Raw genomic sequence first — 24,448 nt, forward strand, 5'->3', positions numbered from 1 at the left:
CAGGTATGCAAACGCGCCGGAACGCCGGCCAGAATCGAGTCAGGCGCGCCAACGCCAGCGGGCCAGGGCCTTGATGACTTTCATCCAGAGTTTGCGGGTGACCACCACGATGGCGTTTCCATTAGGGGATTGAACAGCGTCGGGCAACGTTATCCCAGAGGCCGTATCCAGGCAACCGGGAATTAGCTTGCGCAGGTCGTCAATCACCAGTGCCGGCGATTCTTCGGCAATCGGCCGGCCATGGTTATAGCCGTAGCTCAGCGCGACGCACTTGACCCCTGCCGCTTTCGCCGCCAGCACGTCGCTGCGCGAATCACCGACGAACAACGACTGCGAAGCCGGAATGTTGGCCATTTTCATCACAAAGAACAGCGCGGCCGGGTCGGGTTTTTTTTGCGGCAGGGTATCGCCGCCGATGATCCATTTGAAATAGCGACCGATCTTCATCTGGTCCAGCAGCGGCGCGACGAAACGCTCCGGCTTGTTGGTGATCAGCGCCATTTCCACGCCCTGCTTGTGCAACCATTTGAGCGTGTCGCGAACACCAGGGTAGACCACCGTGAGCTCATGACTCTCGCTGTAGGCTTGCATGAAGATATCCAGCGCGCCTTCGGCTTCACCGTCATCAACCGTTGAGTGATCGATGCCACCGGCCAACGCACGTCGTACCAGCACCGGCGCGCCGTTGCCGACCCACTTGCGTACCGACTCGAGGCCCGCAGGCTGGCGGCCGAGCTTGAGCAGCATGTTGTCCACGGCGACAGCCAGGTCGGGGACCGAATCGATCAGCGTGCCATCCAGATCGAACATCACCAGGCGCGGCAACGCCCCCGGGAACAGCTGCTCAAAGCCACTCATGGACGGGTCAACGCCAGTTCGGAGCGCATCTTCTCGATCACTTCCTGGTAGTTCGGCGCGTTGAAGATGGCCGAGCCGGCGACAAAGGTGTCAGCCCCCGCCGCCGCAATTTCACGAATGTTGTTCACGTTAACGCCGCCGTCGATTTCCAGGCGGATGTCGCGACCGCTGGCATCGATCAGTGCCCGCGCTTCGCGCAGCTTGTCGAGGGTGCCCGGAATGAACTTCTGCCCGCCGAAGCCGGGGTTGACGCTCATCAGCAGAATCATGTCGACCTTGTCCATCACGTACTTGAGTACGTCGAGCGGAGTCGCCGGGTTGAACACCAGGCCAGACTTGCAGCCTCCCTCGCGGATCAGTTGCAGGGAGCGGTCGACATGCTGCGTCGCTTCCGGGTGGAAGGTGATGTAGGTCGCGCCGGCTTCGATGAAGTCGCCGACTATACGGTCTACCGGGCTGACCATCAGGTGCGCGTCGATCGGCGCGGTCACGCCGTATTTACGCAGCGCCGCGCAGACCATCGGACCGATGGTCAGGTTCGGCACGTAATGGTTGTCCATGACGTCGAAGTGGACGAAGTCGGCGCCAGCGGCCAGGACGTTGTCCACTTCCTCGCCCAAGCGGGCGAAGTCGGCGGAGAGAATCGACGGAGCAATTACGAAGGGCTGCATGACGCACCTTTTCTGAGCAAAATCACGATGGCGCGCATTGTATACCTCATGCTTTGACGCGCGCGACGTGACTGCGATGATCAGTAAGCCGCCCGGTAGATCTTCTCGATATCGACGGCGCTCAATTGACGAGGATTGTTGCGCATCAGACGTTCGATCCCCGCGGCTTCCACGGCCATGGCCGGGATCGCATCCTCGGGAACGCCGAAACTGCGCAGGCCCTGGGGAATTTCAACCGCAGCGCACAATGCCGCCATCGCCTCGACGGCTTTGTGCGCGGCCTCATTGGCACTCAGATGAGCAGTACGGACCCCCATGGCCTCGGCAATATCCTGCATTCGCTCAACGCAGGCCATTTTGTTCCACGTCATGACATGGGGCAGCAACAACGCATTGCTGACGCCATGGGCGATATTGAAGCGCCCGCCCAACGGATACGCCAGTGCATGCACCGCACCGACCCCGGCATTCCCGAACGCCATGCCGGCCATCAGGCTGGCAGTGGCCATGTCTTCGCGGGCCTGCAGATTGGAGGGGTTGGCGTAGGCCTTGGGCAGCGCCCCGGAAATCAGCTTGATCGCGCCGATGGCCAAGGCATCGGTAATGGGCGAAGCATTGACCGAAAGGTAGGACTCGATGGCATGCACCAGCGCATCGACGCCGCTCGCTGCCGTGACGCCGCGCGGACAGGTCAGGGTCATCTGCGGGCTGACCAGCGCCACGTCCGGCAACAGGTAGTCGCTGACAATTCCTTTTTTGAGTTGCGCGACCTTGTCGGACAGGATCGCCACATTGGTCACTTCCGAGCCGGTACCGGCAGTAGTCGGTATGGCGATCAACGGCGGGCCTTTGCGGGGCACCTGGTCGACACCGAACAAATCCTCAAGCGCACCGTGATAACCGGCATAGGCTGCGACACTCTTGGCGATGTCGATCGCACTGCCACCGCCCAGGCCGATGAGCCCGTCGTGCCCGCCTTCGCGATAGACCTGCATGCAATCTTCAACGATGGCGATTTCCGGATCCGGCAACACCCGGTCAAAGATCTCATAAGTGCGACCGCCCAATTGCGCCAGCGCGAGCTCGACTGTGCCGGATTTAACCAGCGCAGCGTCGGTGACGATCAGGGGGTGGTCGATGTCCAGCCGGGTGAGCTCAGCGGCCAGCTGCTCGATGGCACCTGCACCGGTGATCAGTTTGTGGGCGATTTTGAAAGAGGAAAGACTCATGTGCGCAGCCTCTTATAGGTAGGAGCTGGGCAACAATAGTAGCTGGGGATTGGAGGTTGTCTGGTATTCAGGGTGTGAATGACCTGGAACACTCAATCCCGCACAAACCCTCTGTAGGAGCTGCCGAAGGCTGCGATCTTTTGACCTTGATTCCTAAGATCAAAAGATCGCAGCCTTCGGCAGCTCCTACAGGAAGGGTCGTGTCAGACCTGTGCGGTCCGCAGTTTTTCGCTGCGCCCGCGCAGCCATTCCAGGGTCAGCAGCAGGATCACCGAGAAGGCGATCAACAGCGTCGCAGCTGCGGCGATCGTCGGGCTGAGGTTTTCGCGAATTCCGCTGAACATCTGCCGTGGCAAGGTCGCTTGTTCAGGACCGGCCAGGAACAGCGTCACGACCACTTCATCGAACGAAGTCGCAAAAGCAAACAGCGCCCCGGAAATCACCCCCGGTGCAATCAACGGCAAGGTCACACGACGGAACGCAGTCAGCGGCGAAGCCCCCAGACTTGCTGCGGCGCGCACCAGATTCTGGTTGAACCCCTGCAACGTCGCCGACACGGTGATAATCACAAAGGGCACACCCAACACCGCGTGCACCACGATCAGCGAGAAGAAACTGTTGCCCAGCCCCAGTGGTGCGAAGAACAGATAACTCGCCACACCGATGATTACCACCGGCACCACCATCGGCGAAATCACCAGGGCCATCACCAGCGCCTTGCCCGGGAAATCGCCCCGGGTCAGGCCGATCGCTGCCAGTGTGCCGAAGATCATCGCCAGCACCGTGGCCGCCGGGGCCACGATGATGCTGTTCTTCAGGGCGCGCATCCATTCCGCCGAGGCGAAGAAGTCCTGATACCAGTGCAGCGAAAAGCCTTGCAGCGGGTACACCAGGAAACTGCCCGAGTTGAACGACAGCGGAATGATCACCAGCACCGGCAGAATCAGGAACAACAAAATCAAGCCGCAGAGAATCCGCAAGCTGTAGAACCACACCCGTTCGATGGGCGACATGTAAGGACTCAGCATTCCGTTCTCCCCTTAGCTCAGGCGCAGGCGACTGGCGCCTACCAGCCAGCTGTAAATCAGATAAAGCACGACGGTCGCCAACAGCAGCAGCCCACCCAGTGCGGTCGCCATGCCCCAGTTGATACTGGTATTGGTGTAGAAGGCGACGAAGTAGCTGACCATCTGGTCGTTCGGGCTACCCAACAACGCGGGCGTGATGTAGTAGCCGATGGCGAGGATGAACACCAACAGGCAACCGGCACCTACACCGGCATAGGTCTGCGGGAAGTACACCCGCCAGAAACTGGCGAACGGATGGCAGCCCAGGGAAATCGCCGCGCGCATATAGGTAGGCGAGATGCCTTTCATCACGCTGTAGATCGGCAGGATCATGAACGGCAGCAGGATGTGCACCATCGAGATGTAGACCCCGGTACGGTTGAACACCAGTTCCAGCGGCTTGTCGATGATGCCCATGGCCATTAGCCCGCTATTGATCAGGCCGCCCGATTGCAGCAACACGATCCAGGCTGCGACTCGCACCAGAATCGAGGTCCAGAAAGGCAACAGCACCAGAATCATCAACAGGTTGCTTTGCCGTGAAGGCAGGTTGGCCAGCAGGTAAGCCAGTGGATACGCCAGCACCAGGCAGATCGCCGTGATGACCAGACCCATCCAGAAAGTACGGGCGAAGATGTCGAGGTAGATCGCCTGGTCGGGAGTGGCCGGGGCCACTTCGCCGAGGTCGTCGATGCGGTGATCGACAGCAGCCAGCAGGTAATAAGGCGTGATGTTGCTGGTATTGCGGCGCACGGCTTGCCAATAAGCTGGGTCGCCCCAACGCTCGTCGAGGCTTTCCAGCGCTTCTTTATAAGAGGCTGGTTCAGTGGCGAACGGCAAGGCACGCGCAGTCTTGGTCAACAGGCTGCGGTAGCCGGCCAATTCCATGTTCAGGCGCTTGGACAGGTCACCCAGGGTCTGATTCTTGCGCGCTTCGGCAAGGTCTTCGCTGGCGGCTTTATAGACCGGTTCAGCGGGCAGGCCTCGACCATCCCAACTGGCGATGGCAGCCACGGTGCGCGGCATACCGCCGACCACCTCCGGGTTGCCAACACTTTTATAGAGCAGCGCCACAATCGGCACCAGGAACACCAGCAGCAGGAACAGCACCAGCGGCGCGATCAAGGCTTGCGCTTTCCAGCGGTTGATCCGCTCGGCGTGCTTGAGCCGCTGCTTCAAGGTGGGGTCAGTGCCCGCGTTCAGGGGAATGGCGGTGGCCATGGCGTACTCCGGAAATCTTTGGATGGGCGGCATTACCGAAGTAATGCCGCATTACATCAACATTCATGAAACACGCCGCCCCCTGTAGGAGCTGGCGCAGCCTGCGATCTTTTGGCGGCCTTGAGATCGCTGGAGATCAAGATCAAAAGATCGCAGCCTTCGGCAGCTCCTACTTGGCCGCCCAGGAATTGAAACGCTGCTCCAGTTGCTCACCGTTGTCAGCCCAGAAGCTGACGTCGATCTGCACTTGGTTGGCGATGTTTTCCGGGGTGGTCGGCATGTCCTTCAGGACATCCTTGGCCAGCAACGGTACGGCCTGGGTATTGGCCGGGCCGTAGGCGATGTTTTCCGAGTAGGTCTTCTGCTGCTGTGGCTGCACCGAGAACGCGATGAATTTCTTCGCCGCTTCAGCACGCGCCTTGTCCAGACCTTTAGGAATGGCCCAGGCATCGAAGTCGTAGATGCCACCGTTCCACACGACCTTCAGGTTGCTTTCCTTCTGCACGGCGGCGATGCGGCCGTTGTACGCCGAGCTCATGACCACATCACCCGAAGCGAGGTACTGCGGCGGTTGTGCGCCCGCTTCCCACCACTGGATGCTTGGCTTGAGCTCGTCGAGCTTCTTGAACGCGCGGTCCTGACCGTCTTTACCCGCCAGCACTTTGTAGACGTCCTTGGGCGCTACGCCGTCGGCCATCAAGGCGAATTCCAGGGTGTACTTGGCGCCTTTACGCAGGCCACGCTTGCCCGGGAACTGCTTGGTGTCCCAGAAATCCACCCAACTGGTCGGCGCGGTTTTGAGCTTGTCGGCGTTGTAGGCCAGCACGGTCGACCACACAAAGAAGCCTACGCCGCACGGCTGGATGGCGCCCTTGACGTAGTCTTCGGTCTTGCCGAACAGTGCCGGGTCGAGTTGCTCGAACATGTCTTCGTCGCAGCCGCGGGACAGTTCTGGCGATTCAACTTCCACCAGGTCCCAGGACACGCTCTTGGTGTCGACCATGGCCTTGACCTTGGCCATCTCGCCATTGTATTCGCCCGCCACGATCTTGCCGTTGCCCGCCGCTTCCCAAGGTGCGTAGAAGGCTTTGACCTGCGCCGCCTTGTTCGCCCCGCCAAAGGACACGACAGTCAGGTCGGGACCTGCCGCCATTGCGTGTGCCGCACCGATCATGCCCATGACCAGGGCGGTGAATTTCAGGGATTTCAACATTTATATTGTTCTCCACGTGCAGGGTTGGTGTTGCAGGGGGCGATTAATTCGCCTCTAGAAGTGGGTCGAGCGCGCGAACGTGTTCGACTTGCCAGCCAAGCGGTACTACGTCACCAACGGCCAGCGCGGGATCGAGCTCGGCTATCGGCTGTTTAACAAAGAAATCGGTCTTGCCGCAGACTTCCAGGCGTACCCGGACGTGGTCGCCCAGGTAGATGAATTCCGCCACCCGTCCTGAGAAGCGGTTGACGCAGGATTCGCTCGAACCGTTGAGGCTTATGCGCTCCGGGCGAATTGACAGCGTGACTGGCTCGCCGGTCTTGCCGACATTCACTGCCAGGGCTTCAACCTTCTCGCCACGGCCCAACTCGACCACGCAGCGGTCACCGGTGTGGCTGTGCAGGCGGCCATTGAGGCGATTGTTCTCACCGATAAAGTTGGCGACGAAGGTGTTCTTCGGCTCTTCGTAGAGGCTGCGCGGCGGGGCGATCTGCTGGATTTCGCCTTGGTGGAACACGGCCACGCGGTCCGACATGGTCAATGCTTCTCCCTGGTCGTGGGTCACGTAGACCACGGTCACGCCCAGGCGCTGGTGCAGATGCTTGATCTCCATCTGCATGTGTTCGCGCAGTTGTTTGTCCAGTGCGCCCAGCGGTTCGTCCATCAGCACCAGTTGCGGCTCGAACACCAGCGCCCGGGCCAGGGCCACGCGCTGCTGCTGGCCACCAGACAGCTGCGCCGGATAGCGTTGGGCGAAGGCGTCGAGCTGAACCATGCTCAGGACTTTTTTCACCTTGTCGCTGACATCACTTTTGTTCAGGCCGCGCACGCTCAGCGGGAACGCAAGGTTCTCGGCAACGGTCATGTGCGGGAACAACGCGTAGTTCTGGAACACCATGCCGATGTCACGCTTGTGCGGCGGCACGTTGTTGATGGAGCGCCCGGCCAGCAGGATTTCGCCAGCGGTCGGGGTCTCAAAACCGGCGAGCATCATCAGGCTGGTGGTCTTGCCGGAGCCGGACGGCCCGAGCAACGTGAGGAATTCGCCTTTGCGAATATCCAGGTTGAGGTCTTTGACGATCAGGTTCTCGCCGTCGTAGCTCTTTTGCACTCCACGAAAGCTGACCAGAATGTCGCTGGCCCCTGCGCTTGAATCGACCTGGCTCATACCCACACCTTTGTTGTTGATGACTGCTGTGGACTAAGCCTAGTGGACGCTGGGGACCACGCAAATCGGGGGGCAGGAGAGAATCGCCTCAGCCGGCTGGAAGGTTGGGGGTAGGGATTGCCCTACAAGGATGGCGCGTTTGGGCAAATGCACCGGCACCTTGCCAGCTACAGGCTTGAAGCACAGGCAAAAGCGGCTTGAAGGGATGTCGCAGATAGATATGTCGCAATTAGAGGAGTTTGTGTTCCATCGCATATTTCACCAGCTCCGCCAGGGAGGTGATGTTGAGCTTCTGCATCAACCGCGCCTTGTGGGTGCTGATGGTTTTGCTGCTCAGCGCCAGTTGCTGGGCAATGTCGTTGACGTTGGCGCCCTGGGCCAGGCGCTCGAACACCGAGAATTCACGCTCTGACAGCAGCGAATGCAGCGGCCGCGAATCGGTCAGACCCACCTCGAAGACCATTCGGTCAGCCAGGTCGGGGTCAATGTAGCGCCCACCCGCTGCGACCTTGCGGATGGCCGTCAGCAGCAGCGCCGGGTCACTGTCCTTGGTCGCGTAGCCTGCCGCGCCTACTTTTAAAGCGCGGGCAGCCATTTGCGCCTCGTCATGCATCGATAGCACCAGGATGGCCGGGGGATTGTTCAGCGCGCGAATCCGCGGAATGGCTTCCAGCCCATTGACCCCGGGCATGGAGATATCAAGCAGCACCACTTCGCAGGGAACATGACGCAGGGTCTCGAGCAACTGCTCGCCATTGCTCGCCTCCCCTACCACCAGCAAGTCCTTGGCCAGGCCGATCAACTGCTTGATGCCTTCGCGGACAATGGTGTGGTCTTCGGCTACCAGTACACGGATCACATTGTTCTCCATTCTTCTTGTTTCAGATCCAGGATCATTCGCGAGCAAAACCCCTCCCACAGGGAGACCGGGTCGAGGCACAGATCTCTATTACACTCCAACTGCTGTGGGAGCGGGCTTGCTCGCGAAGGCTTCATCATTGACAACACAAACCTTCAGGCCCCATCCAGCGGCACTCGCACCATCAGCGTCGTACCCTCACCCGGCTCACTCTCAAGCGACAACTCGCCGCCCATGATCAACACCCGTTCGCGCATGCCCACCACGCCAAAGGAAGTAGGCCGACCGGTTGAGGCGACAAATCCTGCGCCATCATCGCTGACCGTCATGAGCAACTCGTTGCCCTCGCGAACCAGCGTCAGTTCGACAGTATGCGCCTGGGCATGACGCATGACATTGGTCAACGCTTCCTGAAGGATCCGGAACAGTCCAATGGCCATAGCGTCGCTGAGCACTGGCAGGTTGTCCGGCACCTGCACCAGGCAGGGAATATGGGTGCGCGCTTCGAAGCGCCGGGCCTGCCATTCAATCGCCGAAGCGATCCCGGCGTCGAGAATTGGCGGGCGCAACGCTGTCGCCACGTCCCGAACCAGCTGGAACAACTGTGCAATCAGGCGCTTCATACTGTTCAAGCGATCCTGCAGGCCAGGATCAAGCTGCGCGTAGGACAGTTCGCACATCGAGGTCTCCAGCTTCAGCACGGTGAGCATTTGCCCCAGCTCGTCGTGGACCTCCCGGGCAATTCGCGCTTTCTCCTCTTCCCGCACGCTTTCCAGGTGCGCGGACAACTCCCGTAGCTGCTCGCGCGAGCTGGCCAGCTCCAGTTCGATGCGCTTGCTTTCGCTGATGTCCCAGACGATGCCATCCCAGACGTAGGCGCCGTCTTCCAGTCGACGGGTAATCGCCTTGATCTCGGCCCAGCGCTGTTCGCCCTGGCGGGTAAGAATTCGTCCTTGCCATGACCAGTCGCTGTCGGTGTCCAGCGCCAGGTCCTGGGTCCTGTGGTAGCTGGCTTTGTCATCCGGATGCACCAGGCTGCGCAGGCCCTTGTCGCGATGGGCGAGAGTCGCCGGGGAGTAACCGACCAGGGTTTCGCTTCCTTCACTGATGTAGGCAAAGTCGATCTGCCCTGTCACCGGCGCCCGCTCCAGGCGAAAGACCAATCCCGGGACGTTGGCGGCGATCCCCTGCAGCCGCGCTTCACTTTCCTGCAGTGCGGCCAGGGCACGGCGACGTTCAGTGACGTCGTTGAGGTAAACCACCAGGTACTCGCCTTCGCGAAATCGCAGGAAGCTCAACGACACGTCCGTTGGCAAGATACTGCCGTCCGCCCGCACGCAGTTGGTTTCGAAACTTTGCGGCCCCTCCTCGCTGGCACGGGCTCGCTTCCACAGGTTAAGCCAGCGATCCATGTGCAGGCCGGGTTCGAAATCGATCAATGGCCGGTCAATGATTCCGCCGGCGGCATAACCCAGCATGGTCTCGGCTGCACGGTTGGCATAGCGCACATGGCTGTCCCAATTCACCCACAGAATGCCGACCGTACTTTGATCGATGGAAAACTGCGTGAGCCGCAGCGCTTCTTCGCTGGCTGCACGCAAGGCAATGTCTTCACGTGCCGCGACCAGCCGCTGCTCCAGACTGTGCTGTTGGCGCCGTTGCCAGAAGACGATGGCCATGCTGCTGAACATCAGCACCGCAAACAACAGACACAGGTTTTGCCAGAAGCCTGGCGACTCGGCCAGCCGAGGGTATTTGGGCTGCAGCCACTGGTTGTGCAACTGTTCGAGGTCCTTGGCCGGAATCGCCCGCAACGCCGCCTCGACGATGCCTGCCAGTTCAGGCCAGTCACGGCGGGTCGCAACCCGCAGCAACTGCGGCAAGCCAATGTCACCCACCACCACCAATCCGGCAAACTCCGGTTCGGCGGACAATCGACCGAGCTGCGCCTCATCGACTACTGCGTAGCTGGCCTGCTGGCTCAGCAGCAGTTGCAAGGCCTGGCGCTCGATCGGCACGCCCTGCAAATTCAGATGCGGGTAATTGCCGCGCAGGTAGTCAGCAGTCGCACCTGGCATGCGCACCGCCACCCGGGTCTGGCTATCGAGTTTTTCCAGCTCTACCACGCCAGCGCTCTTCTGATCACTGACCACCAGCTGGGGCACCCGCATATAAGGGTCGGAAAACTGCCATAGCCGCAGACCTCCCGGGGTTTGCGTCAGCCCAGGGGCAATGTCGATTTCGTCTTCTCGGGCCGCCGCCTCCAGTTGCGCCAGGTCGGGGAAATTGCGCCAGCTCAATTCGACCTTGAGGGATTTGGCCACCCACTTCATAAGCTCGACATTGACCCCGGACAGCCGCTGCAAGCGCCGATCGTATTGGGCATAAGGCGTTTGCAGCACCACCCCGACGCGCAACTCGCCATGACTGGCCAACCACTGGCGCTGCGCCGGCGACAGTTGCGCAAGATGCTCGGAAGGCGCGGAGGCCGACCAACCCGCCAGGGAAAAGCACAGACAGGCAATCATTAACAGGCAGCGCACAACCATCATTAAAGCCCCACACACTGACAAATACTGACTAACCCATTAGGCTGCCGGAATCACTTCTGGCCTGGAATATCCGATGCCCATTGTCTACCACCTGGCACTGCCAGCATTGTGCCTGTCGCTGATCCTGCCTTGCGCGTTTTCCGTCAAGGCGGCCGACCCGGCCCCTGCTGCTGATTCCCCTGCTGCATCTGCGCCAACGCAACGCCAACCGCTGCTTGAGCGTAGTCAGGAAGACGCGGCCGCACTCGAACGCACCTTGCCCGCTCAGGAACAGCAACAGCTGCAAGCGGGCAGCGAGACCTTCCTGGCGCTGTGGAAGCCGGCGAATACTGCAGAGCCCAAAGGTGCGGTGATTATCGTCCCGGGCGTCGGCGAGACAGCTGACTCACCGCAAGCGATCGGCCCATTGCGTCGTAAATTACCGGATGCCGGCTGGAGCAGCCTGAGTATCACCTTGCCAGACCTGCAAAGCGACGCCATTGCCCCTCGCGTCCTCGAAGTGCCCCCGGCGATCAAGGCCCCTGACACAGGGACCAAGGATTCGACCACTTCCACGCCCATCGAACAGGCCGCCGGCGGCGAGGCCGATGTGGCAGACAAGGCTGTGGTCGAAAGCGTCGACGAACAGCGAAGGGTCGATGCCGAACGGATTTTCGCGCGAATAGACGCGGCAGTGGCCTACGCCGAAGGGCAAAGCGCTCGCAGCATCGTCGTGCTGGGACATGGCACCGGCGGCTACTGGGCAGCCCGATACCTGAGCGAGAAGCAGCCACCGCAGGTCGAGAAGCTGGTAATGGTCGCGGTCAAGACGCCGGCATCCACCAAGCCCGAGCTAGTCGAGCTGGCCTCGACGCTCAAACTGCCCACCGCAGATATTTTCTACATGGACAAGCCGCTGGACCGCGATGAAGCGCTCAAGCGATTGCAGGCGAGCAAGCGGCTGAAGACGGCAGCGTTCAGCCAGGTTTCGTTGAAAGCCTTGCCAGGAAATGCCAAGGATCAACAAGAGCAGCTGGTCCGCCGGGTGCGGGGTTGGTTGAGCCCTCAGCCGGCGGGATGAAAACGCTAGCGAAAATCCCGACGCTGACGGATTACCGTGTAGGCGTTATGCAACTCGCGGGTTTTGTCCGTCGCCTCGCGCACCTGCAACGTGGTTGCCCCACTGCCGGCGATCTTGTCCGGATGATGCCGACTCAGCAGACGACGGTAGGCGCGCTTGATCTGCGCCGGCTCACTGGTAGCCGACACCCCCAGCAGCCGCATCGCGTCCTGATAGGTCAGCGCGCTGCTGATCGCAGGACGTTTCTGCGGTTCATATTCGCTCGCCAGGGCCTGCACCTGCTGTGGCGTCCAGCCCAGCCAACGACCCCATTGGGCAATCAGCTCCAGCTCACTGCGACCGGCACGCCCATCCGCCCAGATCATGCGCCAACAGGCGCGCAACACGCCTTCGGCAGCGAAAGGTTGGGCGCTCAGGCGTTGCAGGTATCCGCGCAGCCGGTCATGTCCTGATTTGCCGCGATTGAATGCGACAATCGCCCGGCGTTGCGCGGACTCGGTCATTTCCAGCGATCGCATCTCCTCTCGGGCCTGCTGAATGTGACCTGCCACCACCTGTCCATCGCATTTGGCCAACCGCCCGAGCAGGATGAACAGCAGTTCATCGTTGCGCAGGACTGGCCGGCCGCCGAGCTTTTCCCGCAAGTGTCCCCAGCTCTGCAGCTGTAGACGCCGGTCCAGCGCCTGCCCCAATAGCGCGCCGAGCATGGCCCCCGGAATGCTGGCGATGGCAAAGCCCGCCCCGGCTCCAATCAGAGTCCCTGGCCACAGCATCTCAGCGACTCGCTTCTATCAAGGTTTCCACTTCTGCCAGGCGCTCGTGGGTGCCGACATCTACCCAGCGTCCATCGAGGCGTTCACCAGTCACCTGCCCCTGCGTCATGGCCGCGCGCAGCAACGGCGCCAGCTTGAACGCACCCGCTGAGCAATTTTTGAACAACTGCGGGTGCAGCACCGCAATCCCGCTGTAGGTCAGCGTCGCATCATCTGCTTGCCCGTCGCGCACCAGCCCGTCGCGCAGGCTGAAATCCCCGGCAGGGTGATGCGCGGGGTTGTCCGCCAGCACCAGGTGCGCCAGCCCGTCGATGGGGTGTTTCAACACGCTGAAGTCATAGTCGGTCCAGATATCGCCGTTGACCACCAGGAAAGCGTCGTCACCCAACAATGGCAGCGCTCGGAAGATGCCGCCGCCGGTCTCCAGCGGTTCGCCTTCAGGCGAGTAGTGAATCCGCACGCCGTATTGCGATCCGTCACCCAGGTAGTTCTCGATCTGCTGGCCGAGCCAGGCATGGTTGATCACAATCTCGGTAAAACCGGCAATCGCCAGCGCCTTGAGATGATATTCGATCAACGGTATGCCGCCGGCACGCACCAGCGGTTTGGGAGTGGTCAGCGTCAGCGGGCGCATTCGTTCGCCCTTGCCTGCCGCGAGAATCATCGCCTTCATGCTTGAACTCCGGCACGCAAGCTATCAAGCAATGCACCCAGATCCGCCAGTTCCGGCCGGCGAGCGACCACAGCATCTATATAAGCAAAGAAGCGCGGCACGTCGGCCAGGTAGCGGGGTTTGCCATCACGGTGACAGATGCGGGCGAAGATGCCGATGACCTTCAGATGACGCTGCGCGCCCATGAGGTCGCTGGCGCGCAGGAAGCTTTCGAAGTCCGATTGCACCGCAATGCCCAGGGCACCGGCCTGCTGCCAGTAATCTTCGAGCCAGCCGCGTACGCGTTCTTCGGGCCAGCTGAGAAAAGCGTCTTTGAACAGGCAAGTGACGTCATAAGTGACGGGGCCGTAGACCGCATCCTGGAAATCCAGCACGCCGGGATTCGGTTCGCTGAGCATCAGGTTGCGCGGCATATAGTCGCGATGCACCAGGACTTTTGGCTGCGCCAGCGCACTGTCGATCAACAGGTCGCTGGCCTGCTGCCACAGTGCCTGCTGGGTGGAGTCGAATTCGACGCCCAGTTCGTGCTTCACATACCAGTCCGGGAACAACTCCAGCTCACGGCGCAGCAAGGCCACGTCATAACTTGGCAGCGGCGCCACCATTGGCAGTTGCTGAAAGGCCAGCAAGGCTTGCAAGGCATCCTTGAACAAATCGTCGGCATTTTCGCTGTCGATCACGTCCAGGTAGGTCTTGTTGCCCAGGTCATTGAGCAAAAGAAAACCGCGTTCCAGGTCTTCGGCGTAAATTTTCGGCACATTGATGCCGGATTTCGCCAGCAAAAAAGCGATGTCAACGAAGGGTTTGCAGTTTTCCTGGGGCGGCGGCGCATCCATCACGATAAAGCTGCGGCCCGCGCCCTCCCAGCGGAAATAGCGCCGAAAACTCGCATCGCTACTGGCCGCAGTCAACGTGGCTGGGGGTACGGCTCCCCAGCCCTGCTCTGCAAAGAGGGTGGCCAACTGTTCTTCGAGCCAAACTTTCAGGTGTTGCAAACGTACATCTTGGTCAGGCATTGCAAGGGTCTCCGACGGCGCTAGCCGTCAAGCGGGTCATGCTTTATTATCCAGCATCTTTTTCAGACCATCGAGAGGCGTGCGGCCCACACCGCGGGCAGATGGCACGCAGGAAGCCCGGACTAATAAGATGGCATTGAAATCCCCCGCGTTTCGTAAAAAATTTCCGTTGTTGGTTACCGGCAGTCTGCTGGCCCTTCAACCTCTAGCCACTTCGTTCGTGGTCGCCGCGGAACAGTATGACTGCTCAGTCTCTGCTTCGGGTGCCTGGGACTGTGCGCCAAAATCCCCAGCCGCTGCTTTGCCACCTCGCCCCGTCCATGACGGCAGCGCGGTAAGTGCAAGCGGCGAGACGCCTGCCGACAGCGGTACGAGCGACGACACCGGCGCCAAACCGGCACTGGTGACCGAAGCCAAGGGCCGCGGCCTGAAGTCTCGCAGTGCAGACTACAGTCACCTCGACTGGGTTCCGCGCGAGAACCTCACCGCAGCGCAATTGGCTGAAACCGGCCCTTACTGCTCGGGTTCCTATATCGAACCCACTCGTCCTGGCATGAATGACAAGACGAATAAAAGTGACGCCCCGACCTTTATCGGCGCCAAGGCCTCTCGCTATAAGCAGGAAGAACAGGTTGCAGCACTGGCCGGTGACGTCGTCATGCGCCAGGGCAGCATGCAGGTCGAAGCCGACGAAGCCAACCTGTACCAGGCCGAGAGCCGCGGTGAGCTGAGCGGCAACGTGCGCATTCGCGACAATGGTGCACTGATCGTTGGCGATCACGCCGATGTGCAACTGGACACCGGTGAAGCCAAGGTCGACAACGCCGAATACGTTCTGCACAAATCCCGTATCCGCGGTAGCGCCCTGTACGCCAAGCGTGCCGAAAACGCGATCATCCGCCTGAAGGACGGTACGTACACCACGTGCGAACCGAACAGCAATGCCTGGCAGCTCAAGGGTAATAACATCACCCTGAACCCGGCCACCGGCTTCGGTACCGCGACCAACGTGACCTTGCGGGTCAAGGACATTCCGGTCCTGTACACGCCGTACATCTATTTCCCGATCGACGACCGTCGCCAGTCCGGCTTCCTGCCGCCGACCATCGGCACGGGCACCGATACCGGCTTCATGCTGGTAACTCCGTACTACTTCAACCTGGCACCGAACTACGACGCCACGTTGTACCCACGCTACATGAGCAAGCGCGGCCTGTTGATGGAAGGCGAGTTCCGCTACCTGACGCCGTCCAGCGAAGGCCAGTTCGGCGCTGCGTACCTGAACGACGACGACACCGAGCGCAGCAAACAGACCGACTACGAAAAAACCCGCTACATGTACAACTGGCAGCACAAGGGTGGCCTCGACTCGCGTGTTCTCACGCAGGTCGATTACACCAAGATCAGCGATCCTTATTACTTCCAGGATCTGCAGACTGACCAGATTGGCGTGAAAAGCGCGGATTATGTGAATCAGCAGGGGTCGGTGACGTACCGCGGTGATAGCTATACCGCTCGCGTGAACGCTCAGGCTTATCAACTTGCTACTGTGTCGGACATCACTCCGTACGACCGTTTGCCGCAGATCACCTTCAACGGTGCGCTGCCCTATACTCCAGGCGGCCTGAATTTCACCTATGACACTGAACTCGTGCGATTCGACCGTGATTTGAAAAACGGCGATTTCTCGGACGAAGATGGCGTTGTGACTCCCCGTCTGGACAATAATGTTACCGGCCTCGCCCGCGCTACCGGCGATCGTTTAAATTTGGCGCCTGCCGTCAGCTTGCCACTGGATTGGTCATACGGTTTCCTGAAGCCAACGCTGAAGTATCAATACACCCAGTATCAACTTGACTTGGACAGTATCGGCAAATCTCAAATTGCCACCCAGAATGCGGAACAGGACAAGCTCAACGGCACCTTCGACACCAATCAGAACCGTGGCGTGCCGATTGCTAGTATTGACAGCGGCCTTTATTTCGATCGCAAAACCACGTGGTTTGGCAAGAACTACAACCAGACTCTTGAACCGCGATTGTTCTATCTATATGTGCCTGAGACGGATCAGGAAGATATTCCTGTCTTCGACACCAGCGAATATACCTTCAACTATTCGTCGCTGTTCCGTGACAACCGCTTCTCCGGCTCCGACCGGGTCGGCGACGAAAACAAACTGTCCCTGGGCGTCACCAGCCGCTGGATCGAAGAAAACGGCTTTGAACGTCAGCGTATCAGCGTCGGCCAGGCGCTCTACTTCAAGGACCGTGAAGTCCAGTTGCCGGGTATCGATGCCAAGACCCGTGATGACGCGAGATCCAATGTTTCGCCCTACGCACTGGAATACGAATACCGCTGGAACCGTGACTGGCGCACCACTGCCGATTACAACTGGGACCCGGACAGCCGCAGCCCTCGCTCGGGCAGCGCGATGTTCCATTACCAGCCTGAAGACAACCCGAACAAGGTCATCAACGCCGGTTATCGTTATCGCAATGACCAGGTTCGTTACGACCAAACCTCCGGTAAATGGCAGGTTGGTGGCGGTGACTACGGCACCCCTGGTACGCCGGGCTACGTGAAGGACTACTACAAGATCCAGCAGCACGACTTCTCGGTTATCTGGCCGATCGTGCCGCAATGGAACGCTATCAGCCGCTGGCAGTATGACTACAACCGCAACCGTACCCTGGAAGCCTTTGGTGGCTTTGAGTACGACAACTGCTGCTGGAAACTGCGCGTGATCAACCGTTACTGGGTTGACTACGACGAAACCAGTCAAGACGCTCCGCAAAACGAAAAAGGCGACCATGGCGTCTTCCTCCAAATTGTTCTGAAGGGACTCGGCGGCCTCACCGGCGCCAAAGTAGAGAGCTTCCTCGACAAAGGCATCCAAGGTTATCGTGAACGTGAAGACCAAGCTTTCTGATTGTCTGCGCCCGCTCATGCTGGGCGCGCTGTTCCTGGGTACCGCGGCCAACGCCGCAGTGCAGTCCATCGATAGAGTGGTGGCCATCGTCGATAACGACGTGGTCATGCAGAGCCAGCTGGATCAACGGGTTCATGAAGTTCAGCAAACCATCGCCAAGCGTGGCGCCGCCGCGCCGCCGCCTGGTGTGCTGGACCAGCAGGTTCTTGAGCGCCTGATCGTCGAAAACCTGCAGTTGCAGATCGGCGAGCGCTCGGGCATCCGCATTACCGATGAAGAACTGAACCAGGCTGTCGGCACCATCGCACAGCGCAATAACATGTCGGTGGATCAGTTCCGCGCCGCCCTGACACGTGACGGCCTGTCCTACGACGACGCACGTGAGCAGATTCGTCGCGAAATGATCATCAGCCGCGTGCGTCAGCGCCGTGTGGCGGAGCGCATCCAGGTGTCCGAGCAGGAAGTGAAGAACTTCCTCGCTTCCGACCTGGGCAAGATGCAGCTGTCCGAAGAGTTCCGCCTGGCCAACATCCTGATTCCTACACCGGAAAGCGCCAACTCTGAAGCGATTCAGAATGCTGCCAAGCAGGCAGACTCGGTTTACCAGCAGCTCAAGCAAGGCGCTGACTTTGGTCAATTGGCCATCGCCAAATCCGCCAGCGAAACCGCACTGGAAGGCGGCGACATGGGCTGGCGTAAAGCTGCTCAATTGCCACCACCGTTCGACCGCATGCTGAGCACCATGGCCGTGGGCGACGTGACCCAGCCGATGCGCACACCAGGGGGCTTCATCATCCTGAAGATCCTCGACAAGCGTGGCGGTGAAGCTCAGGTGCGTGACGAAGTGCATGTACGCCACATCCTGGTCAAGCCAAGTCCGATCCGTGACGAAGCGAAGACCAAGGCGCTGGTCGAGTCGCTCTACACCCGTATCGAGTCGGGCGAAGACTTCGCCGAGCTGGCAAAAAGCTATTCGGAAGATCCGGGTTCTGCCCTCAACGGCGGCGACCTCAACTGGATCGACCCGAACGCCCTGGTGCCAGAGTTCCGCGAAGTGATGGCCAATACTCCACAAGGCAAGCTGTCCAAGCCGTTCCAGACTCAATATGGCTGGCACGTCCTGGAAGTCCTGGGCCGCCGCGCTACCGACAGCACCAACCAGGCCCGCGAACAGCAAGCCATGACCGTACTGCGTAACCGCAAATACGACGAAGAGCTGCAAACCTGGTTGCGTCAGATCCGTGACGAAGCGTACGTCGAGATCAAACTCCCTGGTGCAGACCAGGCAGCGCAGTGAACCCCAAACGTTTCGCGCTGACACCCGGCGAGCCGGCGGGCATAGGTCCTGACCTGTGCCTGCTACTCGCCTCGCAAGCCCAGCCACACCCCCTGATTGCCATCACCAGTCGCGACCTGCTCATTGAGCGGGCCGCGCAACTGGGAGTGGCCGTTAATCTGCTGGCAGTGACACCGGACAGTTGGCCAGACGCCCCGGCGCCAGCCAACAGCCTGTATGTGTGGGACACCCCGCTCAATGCCAAGGTCACTGCCGGGCAACTGGACAAGGCCAATGCCGCCTTCGTCCTGGAAACCCTGACCCGGGCTGGCCAAGGCTGCCTGGACGGGGATTTCGCCGGCATGATCACCGCCCCGGTACACAAGGGCGTCATCAACGAGTCGGGCATCGCCTTTTCCGGGCACACAGAATTTCTCGCTGACCTGACCCACACGGCACAAGTGGTAATGATGCTCGCGACCCGTGGCCTGCGCGTGGCGCTGGTCACCACTCACCTGCCGCTGCGCGAGATTGCCGACGCAATCACGCCTGAGCGCCTGGAGCGCGTGACACGTATCCTGCACACCGACCTGAAAGAGAAGTTCGGCATCGCCCAGCCGCGCATCCTGGTGTGCGGGCTCAACCCGCACGCCGGTGAAGGCGGTCACCTGGGCCATGAAGAAATCGACATCATCGAACCTACATTAGAGCGCTTGCGCGGTGAGGGCATGGACCTTCGCGGCCCCCTTCCCGCCGACACTCTGTTTACCCCCAAATATCTGGAGCACTGCGACGCAGTGCTGGCGATGTACCACGACCAGGGCCTGCCGGTGCTCAAGTACAAAGGCTTCGGCGCGGCAGTCAATGTGACTCTCGGCTTGCCGATCATCCGCACGTCGGTCGACCACGGCACCGCCCTGGACCTGGCCGGCAGCGGCAAAATCGACACCGGCAGCCTGCAAGTCGCCCTGGAAACCGCCTACCAGATGGCCGAGACCCGTATATGACCGAGCATTACCAACACAAGGCGCGCAAACGCTTTGGCCAGAACTTCCTGCACGATGCCGGCGTCATCGACCGCATCCTGCGCTCCATCCATGCCAAGGCTGAAGATCGCCTGCTGGAAATCGGCCCCGGCCAGGGCGCGCTGACCCAAGGCCTGCTCAGCAGCGGCGGCCAGCTCGACGTGGTGGAACTGGACAAGGACCTGATCCCGATCCTCAACCAGCAGTTTGCCGGCAAGAGCAATTTCAACCTGCACCAGGGCGATGCACTGAAGTTCGACTTCAACAGCCTGAACGCAGCGCCTGCCAGTCTTCGGGTGGTCGGCAACCTGCCGTACAACATCTCTACCCCGCTGATCTTCCACCTGCTGCACAACGCCCACCTGATCCGCGACATGCACTTCATGCTGCAAAAAGAAGTGGTCGAGCGCATGGCGGCAGGCCCGGGGGGCGGAGACTGGGGCCGTTTGTCGATCATGGTTCAGTATCACTGCCGGGTCGAGCACCTGTTCAATGTCGGCCCTGGCGCGTTCAATCCGCCGCCCAAGGTTGATTCGGCGATCGTGCGTCTGGTGCCTCACGCGGTGCTCCCGCATCCGGCAAAAGACCACAAGCTGCTGGAGCGCGTGGTTCGCGAAGCCTTCAACCAGCGTCGCAAGACCCTGCGCAACACCCTCAAGCTGTTGCTGAGCAATGACGAAATCGAAGCCGCCGGCGTTGATGGCAGCCTGCGTCCGGAGCAACTCGACCTGGCCGCCTTCGTGCGCCTGGCCGACAAGCTCAGCGAGCAGGTACCCCAGGCACCTGCTGCCGACTGACCAGCGATGAGCGCTATCGGGTAGGACGCCAGTCTGGTTTACTACCCGGTACTTGGCCTAGACTGACTCCCTCAGCTACGCCCCGCGTCCCGCTTCGTTTTTAAGGCCTCTTGCATGTCCGATCCTCGCTATCAGGTCGACGTCAGCGTCGTCACCCGCTATCTGGCAGAACAATCGCAACCCGAGCACGAACGCTTTGCCTTCGCCTACACCATCACCGTGCAGAACAATGGCCAGCTCCCGGCCAAGCTGTTGTCGCGGCACTGGGTGATCACCGATGGCGACGGGCATGTCGAGGAGGTTCGCGGTGCGGGCGTCGTCGGCCAGCAACCGCTGATCGATCCAGGCAAGAGCCACACCTACAGCAGCGGCACGGTCATGACCTCCAAGGTCGGCACCATGCAGGGCACCTACGAAATGATTGCCGACGACGGCAAGCACTTCGACGCCGTCATTGCGCCGTTCCGCCTGGCGGTGCCCGGAGCCCTGCACTGATGGCAACGTACGCCGTCGGAGACCTCCAAGGCTGCCTTGACGCACTGCAATGCCTGCTCAAAAAAGTTGTCTTCGACCCGACTCATGACCGGCTATGGCTGGTCGGCGATCTGGTCAACCGTGGCCCGCAGTCGCTGGAAACCCTGCGCTTCCTCTACGGCATGCGCGAGTCGCTGGTATGCGTACTGGGCAACCACGACCTGCATTTGCTGGCAGCCGGGAGGAACATCGAGCGCCTGAAAAAAGGCGACACCCTGCGTGAGATCATCGATGCGCCCGATTGCGCAGACCTGCTGGACTGGTTACGCCAGCAAAAGCTCATGCATTACGACGAACAGCGCAACATGGCGCTGGTGCATGCGGGTATCCCGCCACAATGGTCGCTGCGCAAAGCCTTGAAATGTGCCGCCGAAGTCGAGACAGCCTTGCGCGACGACAACCTGTTGCCACCCTTTCTCGACGGCATGTACGGCAATGAACCAGCGAAATGGGATAGCGAACTCAAAGGCATCACGCGCCTTCGAGTAATCACCAACTATTTCACCCGCATGCGTTTCTGCACGGCCGAAGGCAAGCTCGACCTCAAGAGCAAGGAAGGCCTGGACTCGGCACCACCGGGCTACAAGCCCTGGTTCCAGCACAAAGAACGCAAGACCAAAGGCTTGAAGATCATCTTCGGCCATTGGGCAGCGCTGGAGGGCAACGTTGTGGAGCCGGGCATCTCGGCCCTCGACACCGGCTGCGTCTGGGGCGGCGCCCTGACCCTGATGAACGTCGACACCGGCGAACGCCTGTCTTGCAAATGCGACGCGCACGGCCATGTCGCCGCTGAGCCCATCGCCCCCACACTCACCGCATCATCGTCAGCCAGCATTCAGCGCTAGGCTACGCTTTCAGCCGAGCCACAGGAGCCCGCCATGAGCGAATTCAAACGTATCCCCCCAGAGCAGGCACAAGCCCTGCGCGAACAAGGCGCTGTAGTGGTCGACGTCCGCGACCCCGCTACTTTTGCCGCGCTGCACATCGCAGGTTCCAGGCACCTGGATAACCACTCCCTGCACGCGTTCATCCAGGGCGCCGACCTTGATGCACCGACGGTCGTTGTGTGTTACCACGGCAATTCCAGCCAAGGCGCGGCCGCTTATCTGATCAGCCAGGGCTTCTCCGATGTCTACAGCATGGATGGCGGTTTTGAGCTGTGGCGTACGACTTATCCTGCGCAAACCGCGCAAGGCACCTCGGAATAATATTTTTGTAACGCGTAAGCCCCAGCCACTGTGGGCTAGCGCCGTGGCAGACGAACGGTCTGCCACAACTAATTGCGTATCTCGCCTTTACCTCCCGAATTCCCAACTATCCTTAAGCCCAGGCCATCCAAAACAGGGGAGAGCCGGTACACCGGCGCGCGGGTCATCGGGAGTAGCTTTCGGAGTCGTCAGCTCTGAAAGAGTTCTGGGGGGTAAACAGCGACCGCCTGTTCGGTTGCTGCCAGCATCGACTGAGTGATCCGGCGTCGGCTCCACGTATCGAGCGAGGTGACGTCATGAGTATCTTTAGCCACTTCCAACAACGCTTCGAGTCCACACGCCAGGAAGAACTCTCGCTGCAAGAGTATCTTGAGCTGTGCAAACAGGACCGCAGTGCCTACGTTTCTGCCGCCGAGCGTCTTTTGCTGGCCATCGGAGAACCGGAACTGCTGGACACCTCGACCAACTCGAGGCTGTCGCGAATCTTTTCCAACAAGGTGATCCGTCGCTATCCGGCCTTTGAAGACTTCCACGGGATGGAAGAATGCATCGACCAGATCGTGTCGTATTTCCGCCATGCCGCTCAGGGCCTGGAAGAGAAGAAACAGATTCTTTACTTGCTCGGCCCCGTCGGTGGCGGTAAATCGTCCCTGGCCGAGAAGCTCAAACAGCTGATCGAAAAAGTGCCCTTCTACGCGATCAAGGGCTCGCCGGTCTTCGAATCACCCCTGGGTCTGTTCAACGCCACAGAAGATGGCGCGATCCTCGAGGAAGACTTTGGTATTCCCCGGCGCTACCTCAATACCATCATGTCGCCATGGGCCACCAAGCGCCTGGCTGAGTTTGGTGGCGACATCAGCCAGTTCCGTGTAGTGAAACTCTATCCGTCGATCCTCAACCAGATCGCCGTGGCCAAGACCGAACCTGGGGACGAGAACAACCAGGACATCTCGGCGCTGGTGGGCAAGGTCGATATCCGTAAACTGGAAGAATTCCCGCAGAACGACGCCGACGCCTACAGCTACTCGGGGGCCCTGTGCCGGGCCAACCAGGGCCTGATGGAATTCGTCGAAATGTTCAAGGCGCCGATCAAGGTGCTGCACCCATTGCTGACCGCTACCCAGGAAGGTAACTACAACAGCACCGAAGGCCTGGGCGCGATCCCGTTTACCGGGATCCTGCTCGCCCACTCCAACGAATCGGAATGGCACACCTTCCGCAACAACAAGAACAACGAAGCCTTCATCGACCGGATCTACATCGTCAAGGTGCCTTACTGCCTGCGCGTCAGCGACGAAGTGAAAATCTACGACAAGCTGCTGTTCAACAGCTCGCTGGCCAAAGCCCACTGCGCACCTGACACCCTGAAAATGCTCGCCCAGTTCACCGTGCTCTCGCGCCTCAAAGAGCCGGAAAACTCGAACATCTACTCGAAGATGCGGGTGTACGACGGCGAAAACCTCAAGGACACCGATCCGAAGGCCAAGTCGATCCAGGAATACCGTGACAATGCAGGCGTCGATGAAGGGATGAACGGCCTCTCGACCCGCTTCGCGTTCAAGATCCTGTCCAAGGTCTTCAACTTCGACCCGCACGAGATCGCCGCCAACCCGGTGCATCTGCTCTATGTGCTGGAACAACAGATCGAGCAGGAGCAGTTCCAGGCCGAAACACGCGAACGTTATCTGCGGTTCCTCAAGGAATACCTGGCCCCGCGTTACATCGAATTCATCGGCAAGGAGATCCAGACCGCCTACCTCGAGTCCTACAGCGAGTATGGGCAGAACATCTTCGATCGTTATGTGCTGTATGCGGATTTCTGGATCCAGGATCAGGAGTATCGCGACCCGGAAACCGGCGAGATCCTCAACCGTGTAGCGCTGAACGAAGAGTTGGAGAAAATCGAAAAACCGGCAGGCATCAGCAATCCGAAGGATTTCCGCAACGAAATCGTCAACTTCGTACTGCGTGCCCGTGCCAATAACAACGGCAAGAATCCGACCTGGCTCAGCTACGAAAAACTGCGGGTGGTCATCGAGAAGAAAATGTTCTCCAACACCGAAGACCTGCTGCCAGTCATCAGTTTTAATGCCAAGGCCAGCAAAGAGGACCAGCAGAAACACAACGACTTCGTTACACGAATGGTCGAGCGTGGATATACCGACAAACAGGTACGGCTGCTATCCGAGTGGTATCTGCGGGTGAGAAAGTCCCAGTAAGGGAGCTGCAGGCGGCAAACAACGAACCCTCCACAGACACGCGGTGTTTGCGTATTTGTGGCCATATGTCGCGCGCCGCTTGTTTCTGAAGCTTCTGTCT

The 24,448-nt window shown here is 60.0% G+C and carries 21 protein-coding genes; 9 read left to right on the forward strand and 12 right to left on the reverse strand.

The window, feature by feature from the left end:
* Positions 1-39 precede the first annotated feature (39 nt).
* The 9 genes from IMW75_RS19815 to IMW75_RS19855 form a co-directional block, all read right to left on the reverse strand.
* A complete protein-coding gene (locus IMW75_RS19815; RefSeq protein WP_045059984.1) occupies positions 40-858 on the reverse strand; it encodes a phosphoglycolate phosphatase in 819 nt (272 codons plus the stop codon).
* Positions 855-1,529 (reverse strand): ribulose-phosphate 3-epimerase, encoded by a 675-nt coding sequence (rpe, locus tag IMW75_RS19820; protein ID WP_028621492.1) that lies wholly within the window; start codon positions 1,527-1,529, stop codon positions 855-857. The genes IMW75_RS19815 and rpe overlap by 4 nt, the downstream gene beginning before the upstream one ends.
* 80 nt (positions 1,530-1,609) lie before the next feature.
* Complete coding sequence (locus IMW75_RS19825; RefSeq protein WP_122841264.1) at positions 1,610-2,758, reverse strand: iron-containing alcohol dehydrogenase; 1,149 nt, start codon at positions 2,756-2,758, stop codon at positions 1,610-1,612.
* A gap of 203 nt (positions 2,759-2,961) precedes the next feature.
* Positions 2,962-3,786 carry an ABC transporter permease gene (locus IMW75_RS19830; RefSeq protein ID WP_045059981.1) on the reverse strand — a complete coding sequence of 275 codons (825 nt, stop codon included), beginning with the start codon at positions 3,784-3,786 and terminating at the stop codon, positions 2,962-2,964.
* A 12-nt stretch (positions 3,787-3,798) separates the two neighbouring features.
* Positions 3,799-5,046, reverse strand: a complete 1,248-nt coding sequence (locus IMW75_RS19835; RefSeq protein WP_045059980.1) for an ABC transporter permease — start codon at positions 5,044-5,046, stop codon at positions 3,799-3,801.
* A gap of 169 nt (positions 5,047-5,215) precedes the next feature.
* Complete coding sequence (locus IMW75_RS19840; protein WP_045059979.1) at positions 5,216-6,259, reverse strand: ABC transporter substrate-binding protein; 1,044 nt, start codon at positions 6,257-6,259, stop codon at positions 5,216-5,218.
* A 43-nt stretch (positions 6,260-6,302) separates the two neighbouring features.
* Positions 6,303-7,427 (reverse strand): ABC transporter ATP-binding protein, encoded by a 1,125-nt coding sequence (locus IMW75_RS19845; protein WP_045059978.1) that lies wholly within the window; start codon positions 7,425-7,427, stop codon positions 6,303-6,305.
* Between the two features lie 229 nt (positions 7,428-7,656).
* A complete protein-coding gene (locus IMW75_RS19850) occupies positions 7,657-8,286 on the reverse strand; it encodes a response regulator (RefSeq protein ID WP_003210977.1) in 630 nt (209 codons plus the stop codon).
* A gap of 155 nt (positions 8,287-8,441) precedes the next feature.
* Positions 8,442-10,838, reverse strand: coding sequence for a PAS domain-containing sensor histidine kinase (locus IMW75_RS19855; protein ID WP_205893516.1), 2,397 nt, complete (start codon positions 10,836-10,838; stop codon positions 8,442-8,444).
* 73 nt (positions 10,839-10,911) lie between these two features.
* Here IMW75_RS19855 and IMW75_RS19860 point away from each other — a divergent pair, with 73 nt between their 5' ends.
* A complete protein-coding gene (locus IMW75_RS19860; RefSeq protein ID WP_205893517.1) occupies positions 10,912-11,898 on the forward strand; it encodes an alpha/beta hydrolase family protein in 987 nt (328 codons plus the stop codon).
* Positions 11,899-11,903: 5 nt separating this feature from the next.
* Here the strand turns inward: IMW75_RS19860 and IMW75_RS19865 are convergent, their stop codons facing one another.
* The 3 genes from IMW75_RS19865 to IMW75_RS19875 are packed head-to-tail and all read right to left on the reverse strand — an operon-like array spanning position 11,904 to position 14,360.
* Positions 11,904-12,671, reverse strand: coding sequence for a DnaJ domain-containing protein (locus tag IMW75_RS19865; RefSeq protein ID WP_045059975.1), 768 nt, complete (start codon positions 12,669-12,671; stop codon positions 11,904-11,906).
* 1 nt (position 12,672) lies between these two features.
* Complete coding sequence (gene murU, locus IMW75_RS19870) at positions 12,673-13,344, reverse strand: N-acetylmuramate alpha-1-phosphate uridylyltransferase MurU (protein WP_205893518.1); 672 nt, start codon at positions 13,342-13,344, stop codon at positions 12,673-12,675.
* Entirely contained in the window at positions 13,341-14,360 is a 1,020-nt protein-coding gene (locus IMW75_RS19875; protein WP_205893519.1) for an aminoglycoside phosphotransferase family protein, read from the reverse strand. The genes murU and IMW75_RS19875 overlap by 4 nt, the downstream gene beginning before the upstream one ends.
* 130 nt (positions 14,361-14,490) lie before the next feature.
* Here IMW75_RS19875 and IMW75_RS19880 point away from each other — a divergent pair, with 130 nt between their 5' ends.
* From IMW75_RS19880 to IMW75_RS19915, 8 genes are all read left to right on the forward strand, one after another.
* Positions 14,491-17,289, forward strand: coding sequence for an LPS-assembly protein LptD (locus IMW75_RS19880; RefSeq protein WP_045059972.1), 2,799 nt, complete (start codon positions 14,491-14,493; stop codon positions 17,287-17,289).
* Positions 17,270-18,586 (forward strand): peptidylprolyl isomerase SurA, encoded by a 1,317-nt coding sequence (surA, locus tag IMW75_RS19885; RefSeq protein ID WP_045059971.1) that lies wholly within the window; start codon positions 17,270-17,272, stop codon positions 18,584-18,586. Before IMW75_RS19880 ends, surA begins: the two co-directional genes overlap by 20 nt.
* The gene (gene pdxA, locus IMW75_RS19890; RefSeq protein ID WP_045059970.1) at positions 18,583-19,572 is read left to right on the forward strand and encodes a 4-hydroxythreonine-4-phosphate dehydrogenase PdxA; all 990 of its coding nucleotides are present in this window, start codon (positions 18,583-18,585) and stop codon (positions 19,570-19,572) included. The genes surA and pdxA overlap by 4 nt, the downstream gene beginning before the upstream one ends.
* Positions 19,569-20,387: a 16S rRNA (adenine(1518)-N(6)/adenine(1519)-N(6))-dimethyltransferase RsmA gene (gene rsmA, locus IMW75_RS19895; RefSeq protein WP_122841255.1), complete on the forward strand. Its 819-nt coding sequence runs from the start codon at positions 19,569-19,571 to the stop codon at positions 20,385-20,387. The genes pdxA and rsmA overlap by 4 nt, the downstream gene beginning before the upstream one ends.
* A gap of 114 nt (positions 20,388-20,501) precedes the next feature.
* A complete protein-coding gene (apaG, locus tag IMW75_RS19900) occupies positions 20,502-20,882 on the forward strand; it encodes a Co2+/Mg2+ efflux protein ApaG (RefSeq protein WP_045059968.1) in 381 nt (126 codons plus the stop codon).
* On the forward strand, positions 20,882-21,766 hold the full coding sequence (locus IMW75_RS19905) for a symmetrical bis(5'-nucleosyl)-tetraphosphatase (RefSeq protein ID WP_045059967.1): 885 nt from the start codon (positions 20,882-20,884) through the stop codon (positions 21,764-21,766). The genes apaG and IMW75_RS19905 overlap by 1 nt, the downstream gene beginning before the upstream one ends.
* A 33-nt stretch (positions 21,767-21,799) precedes the next feature.
* Positions 21,800-22,129, forward strand: coding sequence for a thiosulfate sulfurtransferase GlpE (gene glpE, locus IMW75_RS19910; protein ID WP_205893520.1), 330 nt, complete (start codon positions 21,800-21,802; stop codon positions 22,127-22,129).
* Positions 22,130-22,425: 296 nt separating this feature from the next.
* Positions 22,426-24,348: a PrkA family serine protein kinase gene (locus IMW75_RS19915; protein ID WP_045059965.1), complete on the forward strand. Its 1,923-nt coding sequence runs from the start codon at positions 22,426-22,428 to the stop codon at positions 24,346-24,348.
* Positions 24,349-24,448: the final 100 nt, after the last annotated feature.

Origin of the sequence: Pseudomonas gregormendelii, assembly GCF_017114825.1 — a bacterium.
In the GTDB taxonomy this organism is placed as follows: Bacteria; Pseudomonadota; Gammaproteobacteria; order Pseudomonadales; family Pseudomonadaceae; genus Aquipseudomonas; species Aquipseudomonas gregormendelii.

Bases quoted from the DNA above. Each gene is read 5' to 3' on its own strand.
- IMW75_RS19815 (WP_045059984.1), bottom strand. From the start codon at position 858: ATGAGTGGCTTTGAGCAGCTGTTCCCGGGGGCGTTGCCGCGCCTGGTG.
- rpe (WP_028621492.1), bottom strand. From the start codon at position 1,529: ATGCAGCCCTTCGTAATTGCTCCGTCGATTCTCTCCGCCGACTTCGCC.
- IMW75_RS19825 (WP_122841264.1), bottom strand. From the start codon at position 2,758: ATGAGTCTTTCCTCTTTCAAAATCGCCCACAAACTGATCACCGGTGCA.
- IMW75_RS19830 (WP_045059981.1), bottom strand. From the start codon at position 3,786: ATGCTGAGTCCTTACATGTCGCCCATCGAACGGGTGTGGTTCTACAGC.
- IMW75_RS19835 (WP_045059980.1), bottom strand. From the start codon at position 5,046: ATGGCCACCGCCATTCCCCTGAACGCGGGCACTGACCCCACCTTGAAG.
- IMW75_RS19840 (WP_045059979.1), bottom strand. From the start codon at position 6,259: ATGTTGAAATCCCTGAAATTCACCGCCCTGGTCATGGGCATGATCGGT.
- IMW75_RS19845 (WP_045059978.1), bottom strand. From the start codon at position 7,427: ATGAGCCAGGTCGATTCAAGCGCAGGGGCCAGCGACATTCTGGTCAGC.
- IMW75_RS19855 (WP_205893516.1), bottom strand. From the start codon at position 10,838: ATGATGGTTGTGCGCTGCCTGTTAATGATTGCCTGTCTGTGCTTTTCC.
- IMW75_RS19860 (WP_205893517.1), top strand. From the start codon at position 10,912: ATGCCCATTGTCTACCACCTGGCACTGCCAGCATTGTGCCTGTCGCTG.
- IMW75_RS19865 (WP_045059975.1), bottom strand. From the start codon at position 12,671: ATGCTGTGGCCAGGGACTCTGATTGGAGCCGGGGCGGGCTTTGCCATC.
- murU (WP_205893518.1), bottom strand. From the start codon at position 13,344: ATGAAGGCGATGATTCTCGCGGCAGGCAAGGGCGAACGAATGCGCCCG.
- IMW75_RS19875 (WP_205893519.1), bottom strand. From the start codon at position 14,360: ATGCCTGACCAAGATGTACGTTTGCAACACCTGAAAGTTTGGCTCGAA.
- IMW75_RS19880 (WP_045059972.1), top strand. From the start codon at position 14,491: ATGGCATTGAAATCCCCCGCGTTTCGTAAAAAATTTCCGTTGTTGGTT.
- rsmA (WP_122841255.1), top strand. From the start codon at position 19,569: ATGACCGAGCATTACCAACACAAGGCGCGCAAACGCTTTGGCCAGAAC.
- apaG (WP_045059968.1), top strand. From the start codon at position 20,502: ATGTCCGATCCTCGCTATCAGGTCGACGTCAGCGTCGTCACCCGCTAT.
- IMW75_RS19905 (WP_045059967.1), top strand. From the start codon at position 20,882: ATGGCAACGTACGCCGTCGGAGACCTCCAAGGCTGCCTTGACGCACTG.
- glpE (WP_205893520.1), top strand. From the start codon at position 21,800: ATGAGCGAATTCAAACGTATCCCCCCAGAGCAGGCACAAGCCCTGCGC.
- IMW75_RS19915 (WP_045059965.1), top strand. From the start codon at position 22,426: ATGAGTATCTTTAGCCACTTCCAACAACGCTTCGAGTCCACACGCCAG.